The organism is Pyrodictium brockii (assembly GCF_055379715.1).
This window is the reverse complement of record NZ_AP042401.1, coordinates 1,094,820-1,109,075: the sequence shown is the minus strand read 5'-3', so window position 1 is coordinate 1,109,075 and position 14,256 is coordinate 1,094,820. Positions and strand designations below refer to the sequence as shown.

Below are 14,256 nucleotides of genomic sequence, written 5' to 3'. Positions count from 1 at the left end.
CACCAGAGTAGCCACGGGGCACAAACTATTATTTAGGTGTTCATATGCCCGTTCTAATCTAGGTGCATGGTGGCGTAGTGGTATGCAGCGGCGCGGCGCCGACAACGAGGCCACCAGGGACTATATACACTACCTTGAGAGGCGTGTCCGCGAGCTGGAGGCCGAGAGGGCCGAGCTGCGTAGGGAGCTGCGCCGCTACAAGATGGAGGTGGACAAGCTCCTCAACCCGCCTCTCATAGAGGCTGTAGTGCTCAGCGTGCTCCCCGACGGCAGGGTCGTGGTAAAGAGCAGTACCGGGCCCAACCTGGTTGTGAACGTCTCCTCCAACGTGGACGTCTCAAGGCTCACACCCGGCGCCTACGTGGCGCTCAACCAGCGGGGCTCGACCATAGTAGAGGTGCTCCCCGAGAGGGAGGACCCTACCGTAAGGGCTATGGAGGTCACCGAGAAGCCTGGCGTCACCTTCGACGATATAGGGGGGCTGGATGAGCAGAAGAGGGAGCTCTACGAGGCCGTCATACTCCCGCTGCTCAAGCCGGAGGCGTTCCGCGAGCTGGGGATAGAGCCGCCTAAGGGTGTGCTGCTCTACGGCCCGCCGGGCTGCGGGAAGACGCTGCTCGCCAAGGCCGTGGCCACCATGAGCAATGCCACCTTCATACGTGTTGTGGCCTCCGAGTTCGTCCACAAGTATGTGGGCGAGGGCGCGAGGATAGTGAGGGAGGTGTTCAAGCTGGCGAGGAGGAAGGCGCCCAGCATCATATTCATAGACGAGATAGACGCGATAGCTGCTAAGAGGATAGACATAGGTACCAGCGGTGAGCGCGAGATACAGCGGACCCTGATGCAGCTGCTCGCGGAGCTGGACGGCTTCGAGCCCCTCGGCAACGTGAAGGTGATAGCCGCCACCAACAGGATCGATATACTCGACCCGGCCCTGCTGCGGCCCGGCAGGTTCGACAGGCTGATCTACGTGCCGCCGCCGGACGAGAAGGGCCGGCTGGAGATATTCAAGATACACACCAGGAGGATGCCGCTGGCGGAGGACGTCGACCTAGCCTACCTGGCCAGGGTGACTGAGGGCGCCACGGGGGCGGATATAAGGGCTATAGTTATGGAGGCCGGGCTCATGGCGCTGAGGAGCGGCCGCAGGTACGTGTCGATGGAGGACTTCGCGGCCGCGGTGGAGAAGGTTATGAAGAAGCGGAGGAGGCCCTACGCGGAGAGCCCGGAGTACCTGGAGAGCAGCGCCCCCATGAGTGTCGGGGAGGGCGCTGTAATGCACATCTAGGCCTTGGCCTCCCTCTTCACCGCCCCGGCGCCAGCCCTCCTGAAGGTTTTACGGTAGCTGGACCAGAGGGAGCCCATCCTGGCCACCATCCTGTTCCATGTATCCCGGTCCACCTCCTCGTAGCGCATCTCCACCCTCCCGTCTCGCAGGACCCGGTAGCCTCTCTTGAGGTAGAGCCTGCCGCCCCGGGTGGCGAATACGGTGCAGTAGGTCAGCAGGCATACTATCGGCTTGGCGTGCTTCCCGTAGTCCTCCAGCATGCACCTACCCTCCTCGACGTCGAAGAATATGCAGCGCCCCATAGGCCCGGTGTCGAGCCTGTAGACCCTCACGGGGCCGCCAGGGGTGCGGACCAGCTCGCTAGGCTGGCTCCGGATCCTCTCCTGGACCTCCACGGGGAGGCGGCGCAGCTCGTTCTCGAGGATGAAGGCGCCGCTGCGGAAGACGCAGCAGCGGTTGCAGCCCCTGGGGCACTCCATCCTGTAGGCGTCGCTGAGCACGCTCTCCCCCATCTCCTCGAACACCAGCATGTTCACATGGGTGCCCGGGGTCGGCTTGAAGACCGCTAGGAGCCTCTTGAGCCGCGGGCTGTAGTAGACGCCCTGGAACCAGCGCTTCAGCCACGCCGCCTCACGGAGGGCGTAGATGTTCCAGGCCCGGTCTCCCCTACGGGGCTCCCTCAGCACGTAGATCTTGCCCATCGCCTCCTGCACCCCCGCCTATAAGCTCCTCCAGAGAGCTCTCCAGGAGCCTGCACACCCTCTCAACCACGCCGCCGGGGAGGCTGTCCGCCAGCCTCCTCAGCCTGCTCCAGCGGCTCCACTCCCCGTGGCTGCGGAGGCCCCCGCTAAAGCTCCGCGGTATGTGGAGCAGCTCGTGCACCAGCACCGCCACCCGGTCGCGGCAGCCCAGGTGGGCGAAGTTCTCTGAGACCAGCTCCACCACGTACATGGGGCTGCAGAGCCCCAGCCTGGTGAAGGGGCTGGGAACCCCCCATATCCTTGCGTATGCTCGCGTCCGGGCGCCCCTGCTCCAGGCGGCGTAGAGCCTGGACTTGTCCACGTAGTCCAGGCCGAGGGCGTCCACGAGGAGTCGGAGGGCCTCCTCGAGCCTCGAGTCGCGCACAAGCCTGATCCTCGGCAAGGAGGCTGCCCGGGGCAGAGGGGGGCCGCTGCGGCCCCCGGGGGGACAAGTGGGTGGCCCCCGGGGCCCCGTAGAAAGGGGGGCCTGGGGGCTAGCGCCTCCTCCTACGCCTAGTCTCCTCCTCGACCTCGTAGGCCTTTACCCCTACGCCGAGCAGCTTCCTGAACACAGCGTCCAGGAACTTCACGTGGAAGCCGCGCTGGCCGACGAAGGCGCCGAACTCGTCGCTCCGGACCCGGACCGCTAGGTAGGGGCCCTCGAAGTCCACATCAACCACGTGCTTGTATATCCAGCTTACAGGGTGTACAGCCCTTATGATGTTGGTGAAGTCTAGTGTCAGCTCCACTGCGCGGAGCCTCAGCTCGGTGTCCTGCTCTATCTTCTGTATCCTCTCGCCGCCGCGGCCCACCAGCCTGCCCAGGTAGCCCTCCTTCACCAGTATCAGGGCGTCTGGCACGTGCTCGGCCGTTATCTGGAACTGCTTCTTGGCGTCTATGAACTCCACCACTGTTATCACGTCGGCGTCCGGGGCGTAGATCCTGGCGGCCTCCATCACCCTCTTCTCCGCCTCGTTGAGGGGCCTGTTCCTCATCCTCATCTCTATGAGGAGCCTTATCCCCCGGCGGGCGCCGGGCCTAACTATGTCCTTCAGCCCGAGGTCTACAACCTTGGCATTCTCCTCGCCGACCAGTACCTCCCTCATAACGGTGGCGCCGTCGCGCTCCACGCCGTGGGGCTTCTGGAACACCGGGTCGCCGGCTATGACGAACTTGCTGTTCCTGCCTATCCTCATGAGTATCTCAACGCTGCTCTCCGGGGGGATGTTCTGCGAGTCGTCTAGGAAGATTATTGAGTCGTCGAAAGTCCTGCCGCGGAGGTAGTGGGTGTCGGCGAACATTATCTTGCCCTCGTCTATGAGCTTCTCTACCTCCTGCCACTCTATGAAGCCTGCCAGGATGTCGCGGAGGTAGGCCGAGGCTATCTCGTAGTACTGCTCCCCCAGCTCCTGGGCCGTGAGCTCCCTGCCCGTGACAACGTCGACCACGGGCCTCGAGATTATGAGCCTCTTGTACTTGCCCTCCAGCACCGCGTCGATCCCGTAGAGGACGCTGAAGAGGCTCTTACCGCTCCCCGTGGGGCCGAAGAGCCCTACTATCTCGTACTCGTCGCTTGTGAGGGCCTGGAGCATCTCCTCCTGCCCGGGGCTCATGGGCTTAAGCTTCTCCAGCAGCGCCCCCATGCCGTCCACCCCCGCCCCTCCCTCGCCATGGGTACCCGTTTCAGTGAGTAGCTGGTACGGCAAGCCCTTTTATCAAGTCTTCCAGGCCCTCCTCCAACACCCTCCACCGGGGCCTAGGAGCCGTGGCGGCGGGGGGCGGCTGGCAGCAGGCCAAGATGGAGGCCTGGCGGAGGCTCTGGGAGGACCTCAGGATAGGCTATCTCGACGAGGATATCCTAGACGTGCTGATCGAGATCTTCCTGCGGCCCTGGAGCTACCCGAAGAGCAGCTGTTCGGGCAGGATAACCGTGATAGACGCCGCCTACCCCTGGGCCAAGGACGAGACCATGACTGTTTTCAAGAAGCACGGGAGGGTGGGCTACGAGGAGATAGAGGGGGTGCTCGCGAAGCCCTGGGCCCACCGGCTCTGGCTGAGCGTGCAGGGGCCCATATACCACGTCTACACGGCCAGCCTGGAGGAGGCCAGGGAGCTGCTGGCTGCTGCGAGGGAGGCGGGGTTCAAGCACAGCGGGGTAATGGTGCTGGGCGAGGCCCCGCTGGTGGAGTTGCGGACGGGGGTGAGGGCGGACATGCTGCTGGCCGATGGAGACCGGGTGCTGGTTGACCGCGAGGCGCTCCACCGCATGGTGGACGTGGCTAACGAGGTCCTGGCGAGGGCTAAGGAGAGGAACCGGCGGCTCCTGGAGGCACTGCGGCGTAGGAGGCCTGGAAGCCTCTGGGGCCCGGCGGTGGAGAAGGCGCGGCGGCTCGGCCTCCTCTAGGGGCTTGAGGTACCATTCTTTAACCTCCCAATCGCCTTCAAGACTGTCCCGGAGGAGCGGGGTGGCTGATGGTGTCCTCTGAGAGTGCTCCCCCGGAGGAGCTGAGCGTCTCCGACGTTATGACGGTTAACGTTGTCACCGTTAGGCCCGACGAGACTGCCGTGGAGGCGGCACGCAAGATGGCCGAGAACGACGTGGGCAGTGTCGTGGTCGTGGACGAGAAGGGCACCATACTGGGGATAGTTACCGAGGGCGATATAGTGAGGAGGGTGGTGGCCCGGGGCCTGGACCCCTCCAAGACCCGGGTGGAGGACATAATGACCAGGAACCCGGTCACGATCTACGAGGACGCTACCCTCGCCGCTGCCGCGGAGTACATGAGGGAGAAGGGGATAGGCCACCTGCCGGTGGTGAACGAGCACGGCAGGCTCGTCGGGATAATATCGAGGAGCGATATAGTGAGGATAGCGCCTGGGCTCATCGAGATCCTCTACCTAAGGGAGGGCCGGGGAGGCGGACTCTAGAGGTCCTGCAAAAGAGATTTTACTCCATTAATCATACTTGATTCTACTAACGGTGTCGGGCCTGGAGGCACGTGTCTCAGACGCGTTCTCGACCCGCTACCCCTACGCCCTGCCCCAGACGAGCATCGGCGAGCTGCGGCGCATGGTAAGGGAGCTGAGGCTGCGCCTAATCCCCGTGGTCTCCGACGAGAAGACCATGCGGCTCGAGGGCGTGGTCAGGAGGAGGGCCCTGCTGACGGTGACCAGCACCAGGGCGGGGGTGGCGGCTAGGGGCCTCGAGGAGGAGCCCAGGCTCCTCCTCAAGCCGGGCGAGGGGCTGCGGGAGGCGGCCGGCAGGATGCTGGAGCTTGACGAGTGGTACGCCCCCGTGGTGGACGATGCGGGCAGGCTGCTCGGCGTCCTGGGCCTCGAGGGGGTTATAGAGAGGCTCCTGGAGAGCGGGGAGGAGTTCCTCGAGAAGCCCGTGTCGCGGCTTATGGAGACCAGGCTCGTCTACGTCGAGCCCGGGACCCCGGTCTACAAGGTGTGGCAGCTAATGCTCTCCCGCGGCTTCTCAGCCCTCCCAGTCGTTAAGGACGGCAGGCTGGTGGGCGTTGTGGCTGAGCACGACCTGCTGGCCCGCGGGTTCACGAGGCCGGACCTCGAGTCCCCCTCGGGGCTGCGGAGGGGCCCCCGCGTGGAGGAGGTGATGTCCACCCCGCCGGCCGCGGTGGAGCCCGATGCCCCCGCCGCGGAGGCTGCTAGGCTCATGCTGCGCCGGGATATAGGCAGGGTGTACGTCGTGGATGAGGAGGGCAGGCTCCTCGGGGTCGTGGATAGAAGCGATGTGGTGGCTGCGTGGCTCCGGGGCCGCCCTCGGTCCAAGGTAGTTTAATACCATGGCCCTCGTGTAGAACCGGGATTGGGCTTGGATGCCCAGGGGAGAGGGTGCCAGGGAGGCGTTGAGCCGTGGGAGCGCCTAGAGCGCCCCTGCCCCCCAGGAGGCCGGAGGGTATTAGGTGGCTGAGGAGCGACGGGAAGCCGAACTTCAGCGACCGCATCCACAGGAGCGAGGGCGACGCCAAGATCCTGGCTAGGAGGCCCGTCTACACCACTACCAAGACCACCACCATACTGGGGCTGGCGGAGGATATGAGCCGCTACAGGGTAAGGGCTATGCCCGTGGTGTCGCCCAGCGACGAGAAGCTGGAGGGCATAGTCACCGCCACGGATCTCGTCAGCTACCTGGGCGGCGGCGACCTCTACAACATAGTTGTTAACAGGCACCGCGGCAACATCTTCTCCGCGCTGCTGAAGGAGCACGTCTCCTCCATCATGAACCCCAACCCCGTCTACGTAACCGTGGCGGATAAGCTGCCGAGGATACTGGAGATCATGGTTACCAGGAGCGTCGGTGTCCTACCCGTGGTGATGGAGGACGGTAGCCTCTGGGGGATCATAACCGAGCACGACCTGGTGGAGCACCTGGCCGAGAAGAGGATCGGCCGCAAAGTATCCGACATAATGACGAGTAACGTGATAACCATAGATGCTAAGGCCACGCTGAAAGAGGCAGCCGAGACTATGATAAAGTATGGTGTCAGGAGACTGCCCATAGTAGAGGGCGGCAAGCTCTGGGGCATGATAACGGCGAAGGATATCGTACGCTTCTTCGGCAGCCACGACGTCTTCCGCTACATGGAGGGCGATAGCATGGAGGAGGCGCTAAGGGCCCCGGTGAAGCTCGTCGGGCTCAGCGGCTACGTTACTGTTAGCCCCGACGCGGACGCCGGCGACGCGGCGACCCTGATGAGGGAGAAGGGTGTCAGTAGCCTCCTGGTGGTGAAGGACGGCGAGCTAGTGGGCATAGTTACTGAGAGGGACATACTCTACGCCCTCGCCACGCAGCCCTCCTAGAGGGGCGGAGGGCCCCAGGGCTCTCAATCCTCACCAGATTTTTGCCCGGGCACGTGTCATCCCATACCCGTATAGAGCTGGGTTGGAGCAATGTCGTATCCCAGGATAGCGGACTACATGTCCTCCCCCGTCGTGGCTGTTAGGCCCGGGGATAGCCTCGCCCACGCCAGGAGGCTTATGATACGCCACCGGGTCGGAAGGCTCGTGGTGGTTGACGAGGCCGAGAAGCCCGTGGGAGTGGTCACAAAGGCTGACTTCCTCAAGCTGGCCTCCAGGAGGCTCCGGGGCAGGCCTCTCGACTCCATACCGGTCGCCGAGGTAATGACCAGGGAGCCTGTCGTGGCTAAGCCTGGCTGGCCCCTCCGGGAGGCCGCGAGGCTAATGCTCCAGCACGGCATTGGCGGGCTGCCGGTGGTCGGCGAGGACGGGAGGCTCGTGGGGATAATAACCAAGACCGACGTGGTGAGGGCCTACGCCGAGAGGCTCCGGGGCAGAGGCCGGGCCGGGGACTACATGTACAGCGACGCGCCGAGAGCCTCTCCTAGCCATAGCCTGGCCTACGTGGTGGAGCTGCTTGAGGGCCATCCCTCCCGCCGCGTGCTAGTGGTGGACGGCGGGAGGCTTGTAGGGATAATAGCGCCGAGCGACATAGCGTTCGCCTCCCCGGCCGCCGCTCTCGAGGAGAAGAAGAGGATTCGCCGGTTCGCCGAGCTGCCTAAGGGCAGGCTTGGCCCCGTCTACGAGCCCCTACTGCCCACGGCCGAGGACGTGATGACTCGGGACCCGGTCTCGGTCGCCCCGGAGAGCGACCTGGCCGAGGCGGCCGGGCTCATGATAGAGCACGGGTTCAGCTCTGTGCCCGTAGTGGAGGAGGGGGCTCCTCTGGGCGTAGTGGTCAAGCATAATATCTTGAGGGCGATATAAGAGGCCTAGGAGGCCTCGAGGCTTCCCGCGCCTCGTGGACGACGTGCAGTGCTGGAGGCGTACCGGGATGGTGGAGTGGAAGGCCCGTGATATAATGAATACACGGTACCCGGCCGTGGATAAGGACGAGACCCTAGAGCAGGCCGTGAGGGTTATGAGGAAGCATGATAGCGACAGGGTGCTCGCATTCGAGGACGAGAAGCTCGTGGGCATAATGACGAAGAAGGATATAATGATGAAGCTGGCTACGCTGCGGACCCGCAACCTGGTGGTGGGGAGGCTCCACGTCTCGAGCTTCATGACGCCCGACCCGAAGACCGCTGGCCCGGAGGAGGATGCCGCGAGCATAGCGCAGAGGATGATAGAGGAGGGCGTGGGGAGCTTCCCCGTTGTTGAGGGCGACAGGGTTGTTGGCCTCATAACGCGCTGGGAGGTGGCGAGGCTCGTCCACGAGCTGGCCCCGGATGTGAAGGCAGTGGATGTTATGGTTACCGTGCCGGAGGTGCTGAGGACCACTAACAAGGTGCTCCACGCCAGGCAGCTGCTGCTGCGCTACAACATACTCTTCCTACCGGTGCTCGACGAGGAGGGGAGGCTTGTGGGATACGTAACCGCCGACGAGGTTGCCGACGCCTTCCTAGCCTTCCACGACATAGTGCCGGAGAAGTACCGCAAGGAGCGTATAGAGCACCTGCTGGTGGACGACATAATAAGGCTGAGGCCGCCCACGGTGTCCCCGGACAGCAGCGTGGCTGAGGCTCTCGAGAAGATGGAGGCTAAGAAGTCTAAGGGGGCCGTGGTCGTGCACGAGGGCAGGCTGGTGGGCATAATTACTCTGAACGAGCTCGTAAAGCTCGTGGCTTCCAGGGGCCGCTAGCCTCTCGAAGGGTTTCTTCCCGGGCCGGGGCCGCCCCTCCCCCCGGAGCGCCTAGACGTTATACACCCCGCAGCTGCTAGCGACCAGGCCTCCCGGGGCGCTGCAGAGTTGGCGCCAAGGCTCGAGGCGAGGCTAAGGGCCGCCAGGTTCATAGTGGACTCTATGCTGGGGAACCTGGCCCGCTGGCTCCGCATGATGGGCTGCGACACGCTGTACGCCAGGGGCTGGCACGACTCCAGGATACTCGAGGAGGCCGAGAAGAGCCGCCGAATAATAGTGACGAGGGACCGCGGGCTCTACAACCGTGCCAGGCGCCGGGGCCTCGAAGCCGTGCTGGTGGGCGAGGACCTGGCCAGGGCGCTGGCCCTGATAAGCCTGCGCTACGGCGTCCCTCTGGAGGTAGACCCGGGGAGGAGCAGGTGCCCCGTCTGCAACAGCCCCCTGCGGCTGGCCTCCAGGGAGGAGGTCAGGGGGAGGGTGCCGCCGAGGGTTTACGAGTCCTACACCGAGTTCTGGGTCTGCACGGGCTGCGGCCAGGTCTACTGGAGGGGCGGCCACTGGAGAGGGATAGAGAGGACGCTCGGGGAGGCGAGGCGCTGGGCCGAGAGGCTCAGGGAGAGCAGGCGGCGGTGAGCGATCGAGGGCCTCAGCACCCCTCTCCGGCTAAGCCGCGTTTGCAGTCCCCATCCCGCCGCCGGGGCTATCTAGCCCCTGGAGGCCTGCTCTAATTAGCTAACGTCTCCCGGTCCATGAGCCTAGAGAGGCCTGCCAGCAGCGTGGGGAGCGTGGAGCAGGAATGAATATCCTCGGGTCCCTCGAGTTGCTGACGGCGGGTTACGGCGCAGCAATCGGCGCCTTCCTGACAGCGTTCGTAAGCAACGCCATCCCGTACATGACTGTGCCCTACCTAGTGGTTATAGCCGGCTACGGCGCCGCCCTCAACAGCGTCTACGAGAAGATCCTCGTCGCCCTCGCCGGCGGGCTGGGGGCCGGCCTGGGCAAGGTCGTAGTCTACATGCTCGGCCGCGGCGTCCACCAGGTGCTCCCCGAGCGGGCGCGGGAGAACGTGGAGCTGTTCGCCCGTGTCTTCAACAAGGGCATGTTTATAGCCATATTCCTCTTTGCCGCCCTCCCGCTCCCCGATGACGTGCTCTACATACCCGTCGGCGTGGCCGGCTACAACCCTCTCCTCTTCTTCATAGCTGTGACGCTGGGCAAGATAATCATAACGTCGCTGGCCGTCCTCCTCGGCAACGTGGTGGCCTCACTCACGGGCTCCGAGGGGGGCTTCAACCCCGAGACAATAGCCGGGCTCATAGTGGCCAGCATAATAGTGTCGATAGTCATAGTGAGGATGAACTGGAATAAGATAATAGAAGTCTATGACGAGAAGGGCGTGATACCCGCGTTCATAGAGATGATCAAGCAGGCCTTCCTAGCCCTACTCCCGGTCCGCAGCCCGGCATGGGGAGGGCGGCCGCCTAGGCGGTCCACAAGGTAGTCGGCGAGCACGAGCGCGAGGCCGGCCAGCGAGACGGCCAGGAGCAGCCCGGCGCCGCGCCCCCGGCTCCCCGGGCGCCCCGCGTGCCGCGCCCCACCGCTCTCCGTGGACCCGTTCCCCGCCGCCGGCCCGCTCCCCACCCCTCCCTGGGGGAGGGGCCCGCCGAAGGGGATGCGGATACCGGTCTGGTTGAGCAGCCTCAGAAGGGGCTCCAGGGGCTCCGTTAAGGGGGTCTCGTTGGCCTCCTCGCCGGCCTCGGGGAGGCTCGGCGGGGGTGGAGGGGCTGGTGGGCTCACCATGAACACCCGCCGGCAGGCGCCGGACCCGGCGATGATCTCTAGGCTCTCGCCGAGCGGGATAGCGGGCTCCGTGTAGGCGGCTATGCAGGTGGCGTTGAGCCTCTCGACGTGGAGGGGCACCGGTATGGGGCCCATCCTGGCCTCCAGCCTGGGGGCCTGCCCGCCCGCCGTGCACACCGTCACGAGCACCCTATAGCCCATGGCCACGCCCGGCATCGGCTCCACTAGCAGGGTCTTCACGTCCACGTGGAGGCCGCAGCCCGCCCCCGCCGCGGCGGAGGCCAGCAGCCCGATAAGCATGGAGACGCCCAGAGCGGCGGGTGCCTGCAAGACACCACCTTCCGCGAGGGTCTCCCGGAGGCCAGGGCTCTTCTATCCTTGCCCCCTCATGCCTCCCGGCGCGTGCCAGAGGGCGGCGCCGCGGGGGCCTCCTAGCCCGGCTCCCCGCTCTGGGCGGGGCCCGCGAGCAGCTCCAGGGCCCTGCGCAGGGCCCTCCTGGCCTCCTGCAGGGGGATGCGCAGCCCCGCCACTATGTCGCTCATGGTCTTCCCCTGCAGCACCCTGGCCGCCAGGACTAGGCGCTCCCGCTGCTCCAGCGGGGTGCCCCAGAGGCCCCCGCGGCGGAGCAGGTGGTTGACCAGGAGGAGCCAGAGGGCGTCGAGCACGGCCTCCACATCCAGCACCCCCTTGAGGGCGAGCTCTAGCCGGCGGCGCTGCGCCGGGCTAGGGTCTGCGAGGGCGTCCTGGGCCAGCCCGGGGGAGCCCTGGAGCAGCTCCACGTAGGCCTCGACGGGGAGGCCGCGGTAGAGGCTGTGGCCCGCCAGGAGGAGGCGGCGGAGCAGGTCCCTCGCCGCCGTGAGCACCAGCTCCCTGCCCAGGCTGGTGAGGGGCTTCGCCACCGCTATGTTGTGCTCGCCGGTCGCCCTGCTGGGGAGGGGTGAGACGTAGACTGCCTGGAACCCGTTACGCCTCCAGAAGCCTAGGACACCGGGCCGGCCGAAGACCGCGCCCAGCCAGTCGGCGCCCACCTCCCTCGCCCTCTCCTCTATGTAGCGGAGCAGCGTGGAGCCGAGCCCCCGGCGCTGGAGACTGGGGTGGACGGCTATCCTCACTATCCTGACCCCCCGGGCCTTCTCGGCCAGGGGGCTCGACTGGGCCAGGAGGTCTGGCATTATCCTCGCCTCGTAGGCAGTGTCCCAGCTCTCCAGCGAGGCGTCGGCAACAGCCACCGGGGTGCCGTCGGCGAGGAGGGCGTAGAGCCTGTGGTGGGGCGCGTCGAGGATCAACGCTAGGTCGTCGGGCTCGTTGCGGTAGTGGGCCTGCACCAGCAGCCCGTAGACAAGCCTGAGCGCCTCATAGTCGTCGGCCAGCCTCATGCGGTCAAGCTCCACCGGCTCCAGCCTGGCCGGGGGCCAGGGCGGGGGCTCGCCGGGCTCGGCGCGGAGGAGGAAGGTCTCGTAGACCCACTCCTCCAGCGGGTCCCCCGGCGGGTAGCGGACGGGGTGCTCGAGCCTCACCACCAGCCTGGGCTCGGGGAGGATCTCCTCCACCATCCTGGCGAGCACCCTGCCGCTGCCCTCGTAGCCGTGTATCGTTGTGGCTGCTAGCAGCCTCGGGCTCCTGGAGGCTATGCGGCGGAGCCGGAGCGGCCTCAGCGCCGCGGCCTCGTCCACTATCGTGAAGGCGCCGGGCTCCACCCTGTCCGGGGTGTGGTAGCGGAAGTGGAACCAGGGGCCCGCGACGCCTAGTACGAGGCCTCCCCTCTCTACCCTCCAGTGCCTGGCCCCGAGCCGGTCGAGCGCCTCGTCGAGCACCCTGAAGAGGCTCTGCACCGCCTCCGGCCGGGGCGCGGTGACTGGGACGAAGCCCACCATCCTGCTGGCGGCCAGGTACGCCGCGGCCAGCCCCAGCAACCCGGACTTGCCGCGGCCCCTGTCCCCGGTGACCAGGACGCTCCTGCCGCGGGAGCGGAAGTGGAGGACTATCTCGTCCAGCGCCCGGGCCTGGTCGAGGGTCGCCGCCGCCTCTAGGAGCCTGCGGTGGACTGGGCTCCTCGCCTGGTAGCCCTGGGGCCCCGGCGGCCCCCGGGCGCGGCCGCCGGGCAGGGCCTCGCGGTAGACTATGCCCCTGTCGTAGTCGGCCCAGAATATGGACCTGGCCGCGGCCAGCCGGTTGAGGAGGTAGCGGCGGTAGGCCCCGGTGCCCGCGCCCCCGGGGCTCCACTCCTCGGGCGGCGGGAGCGCCAGGGCCAGCACCCCTCCCCCGCGCACCGTCTCGGCCGCGGCTGCGAGGAGGTTGGGGCGGAGCAGCCTTGGGATGAGGAGCACCACTGCATCGTTCTCGGTGCCCAGCAGCCTGTCTATGGCCCCGGGGCTCTCGAGCCTCTCGCAGTCGCCGCGGAGGAGGGGGCGGTACTCCCCCGGGGCGATGCAGGTGACGTGGCTGTAGCTCTCCCCAAGCAGCCTGGCCAGGAGCCCGGCCGCGTAGACCGGGGAGGCGGAGTGGACTAGGGCGAGGCCCCGGTAGCCGCTGGCCCGCAGCTCATCCAGCCAGCCGCGGAGCGCCGTTGAGACGCCTACACGCGGCACTCCTACCCTCCCTTCCCCGGGGGCCCCTGGGGGCGCGGGCCGGCATAATAGGCTCGGGCCCCGGCCTGGGGAGGCCTGGAGGCCCTGGGAGCCGTGGCGGCTGAGGCGGAGGAGTTCTTCAGGCTCCTCAAGAGGCTTGCAGACGCCTTCGGGGTCTCGGGCTACGAGGACGAGGCACGCGGGATAGTGGTCGACGAGCTCCGGGAGGCTGCCGACGAGCTCCGCGTGGACAGGCTGGGCAACGTCATAGCCGTGAAGAGGGGGGAGCGTGGAGGCATCAGGATGCTCTGGGACAGCCACATGGACGAGATAGGCTTCTTCGTGAGGGATATAGACGAGAAGGGCTTCATCTACCTCTCCCCCGTCGGCGGGTGGAGCGAGCGGGTCCTCCCCGGCCAGAGGGTGAGGATACGCACCGACGACGGGAGGATAATCCGCGGCGTGGTGGGGGTCAAGCCGCCCCACCTGATGAAGCCCGAGGAGAGGGATAAGGTCATCCCGCTCGACCAGCTCTTCGTGGACATAGGGGCCTCGAGCAGGGAGGAGGCGGAGAGGGCTGGCGTGAGGATAGGTAGCCCCGTCGACCTCGACCGGGAGGCCACCATGCTCCTGGGGGACAGGGTCACGGGGAAGGCGTTCGACAACAGGGTCGGCGTGGCCGTGCTGATCAAAGCCTTCAAGGAGATAGACGGGTTCGAGCCCACAGTCTACCTCGTGGTGGCGGTGCAGGAGGAGGTGGGGCTCAAGGGCGCCCGGGTGGCGGCGCAGCAGATACAGCCCGACGCCGCTATAGCGGTTGACGTCACCACCGCCAACGACGTGCCTGGAGTGGCGCCGAGAGACCGGGTGGCGGTGGTGGGGGGAGGCCCGGCGCTCACCGTGGCCGACGGCCGCGGCGCCTCCGGGCTGATAGCCCACCCTAAGATGCTCCGCCTCCTAATCGAGACCGCCAGGAGCGAGGGGATACCCTACCAGCTCAGCATACTCCCCGGCGGCACCACCGACGCTGCGGCGATAGCGCTGGCCGGCGAGGGCGTGCCCAGCGCCGTAGTCTCCGTGCCGACCAGGTACATCCACAGCCCAGTGGAGCTGCTGAGCCTCCGCGACGCCCTGTACACGGCCCGCCTGGTGAAGGCCGCTACGAGGAGAATGACGCGGGAGTGGTATGAGCGCGAGATACTCTGGGGGGCTAGGCTCAAGCCCTAGCCCCCGGCG

The 14,256-nt window shown here is 66.4% G+C and carries 14 protein-coding genes; 10 read left to right on the top strand and 4 right to left on the bottom strand.

Features of this window, described 5'->3' with window-relative positions:
* Positions 1-82: 82 nt before the first annotated feature.
* The gene (locus ACZ42Y_RS06035) at positions 83-1,288 is read left to right on the top strand and encodes a proteasome-activating nucleotidase (protein ID WP_058370820.1); all 1,206 of its coding nucleotides are present in this window, start codon (positions 83-85) and stop codon (positions 1,286-1,288) included.
* Here the strand turns inward: ACZ42Y_RS06035 and ACZ42Y_RS06030 are convergent.
* The 3 genes from ACZ42Y_RS06030 to ACZ42Y_RS06020 all read right to left on the bottom strand — a co-directional run bounded on the left by ACZ42Y_RS06030 (position 1,285) and on the right by ACZ42Y_RS06020 (position 3,671).
* Complete coding sequence (locus tag ACZ42Y_RS06030) at positions 1,285-2,001, bottom strand: hypothetical protein (RefSeq protein WP_236698137.1); 717 nt, start codon at positions 1,999-2,001, stop codon at positions 1,285-1,287. The genes ACZ42Y_RS06035 and ACZ42Y_RS06030 overlap by 4 nt on opposite strands.
* Positions 1,955-2,431 carry a putative metallopeptidase gene (locus tag ACZ42Y_RS06025; protein WP_464735276.1) on the bottom strand — a complete coding sequence of 159 codons (477 nt, stop codon included), beginning with the start codon at positions 2,429-2,431 and terminating at the stop codon, positions 1,955-1,957. Before ACZ42Y_RS06025 ends, ACZ42Y_RS06030 begins: the two co-directional genes overlap by 47 nt.
* A gap of 91 nt (positions 2,432-2,522) precedes the next feature.
* Positions 2,523-3,671, bottom strand: a complete 1,149-nt coding sequence (locus ACZ42Y_RS06020) for a PhoH family protein (protein ID WP_058371405.1) — start codon at positions 3,669-3,671, stop codon at positions 2,523-2,525.
* A 122-nt stretch (positions 3,672-3,793) separates the two neighbouring features.
* On the opposite strand from ACZ42Y_RS06020, the gene ACZ42Y_RS06015 reads away from it, so the two are divergent.
* From ACZ42Y_RS06015 to ACZ42Y_RS05980, 8 genes are all read left to right on the top strand, one after another.
* A complete protein-coding gene (locus ACZ42Y_RS06015; protein WP_236698138.1) occupies positions 3,794-4,432 on the top strand; it encodes a tRNA(Phe) 7-((3-amino-3-carboxypropyl)-4-demethylwyosine(37)-N(4))-methyltransferase in 639 nt (212 codons plus the stop codon).
* A 71-nt stretch (positions 4,433-4,503) separates the two neighbouring features.
* A complete protein-coding gene (locus ACZ42Y_RS06010; protein WP_464735275.1) occupies positions 4,504-4,956 on the top strand; it encodes a CBS domain-containing protein in 453 nt (150 codons plus the stop codon).
* Positions 4,957-4,993: 37 nt separating this feature from the next.
* A complete protein-coding gene (locus ACZ42Y_RS06005) occupies positions 4,994-5,830 on the top strand; it encodes a CBS domain-containing protein (RefSeq protein WP_464735274.1) in 837 nt (278 codons plus the stop codon).
* 74 nt (positions 5,831-5,904) lie between these two features.
* Positions 5,905-6,852 carry a CBS domain-containing protein gene (locus tag ACZ42Y_RS06000; RefSeq protein WP_058370824.1) on the top strand — a complete coding sequence of 316 codons (948 nt, stop codon included), beginning with the start codon at positions 5,905-5,907 and terminating at the stop codon, positions 6,850-6,852.
* A gap of 90 nt (positions 6,853-6,942) precedes the next feature.
* Entirely contained in the window at positions 6,943-7,776 is an 834-nt protein-coding gene (locus ACZ42Y_RS05995) for a CBS domain-containing protein (RefSeq protein ID WP_058370825.1), read from the top strand.
* Positions 7,777-7,843: 67 nt separating this feature from the next.
* Positions 7,844-8,653, top strand: a complete 810-nt coding sequence (locus ACZ42Y_RS05990) for a CBS domain-containing protein (RefSeq protein WP_464735273.1) — start codon at positions 7,844-7,846, stop codon at positions 8,651-8,653.
* A gap of 108 nt (positions 8,654-8,761) precedes the next feature.
* Positions 8,762-9,286, top strand: coding sequence for a Mut7-C RNAse domain-containing protein (locus tag ACZ42Y_RS05985; RefSeq protein ID WP_236698139.1), 525 nt, complete (start codon positions 8,762-8,764; stop codon positions 9,284-9,286).
* Between the two features lie 187 nt (positions 9,287-9,473).
* Positions 9,474-10,154: a VTT domain-containing protein gene (locus ACZ42Y_RS05980; protein WP_464735272.1), complete on the top strand. Its 681-nt coding sequence runs from the start codon at positions 9,474-9,476 to the stop codon at positions 10,152-10,154.
* Between the two features lie 730 nt (positions 10,155-10,884).
* On the opposite strand, the gene ACZ42Y_RS05975 is transcribed toward ACZ42Y_RS05980, so the two are convergent.
* Positions 10,885-13,041, bottom strand: coding sequence for a GNAT family N-acetyltransferase (locus ACZ42Y_RS05975; RefSeq protein ID WP_058370829.1), 2,157 nt, complete (start codon positions 13,039-13,041; stop codon positions 10,885-10,887).
* Positions 13,042-13,134: 93 nt separating this feature from the next.
* Between ACZ42Y_RS05975 and ACZ42Y_RS05970 the strand changes: the two genes are divergently transcribed.
* Positions 13,135-14,247 (top strand): M42 family metallopeptidase, encoded by a 1,113-nt coding sequence (locus ACZ42Y_RS05970; protein WP_058370830.1) that lies wholly within the window; start codon positions 13,135-13,137, stop codon positions 14,245-14,247.
* The last annotated feature ends 9 nt before the right edge of the window (positions 14,248-14,256 follow it).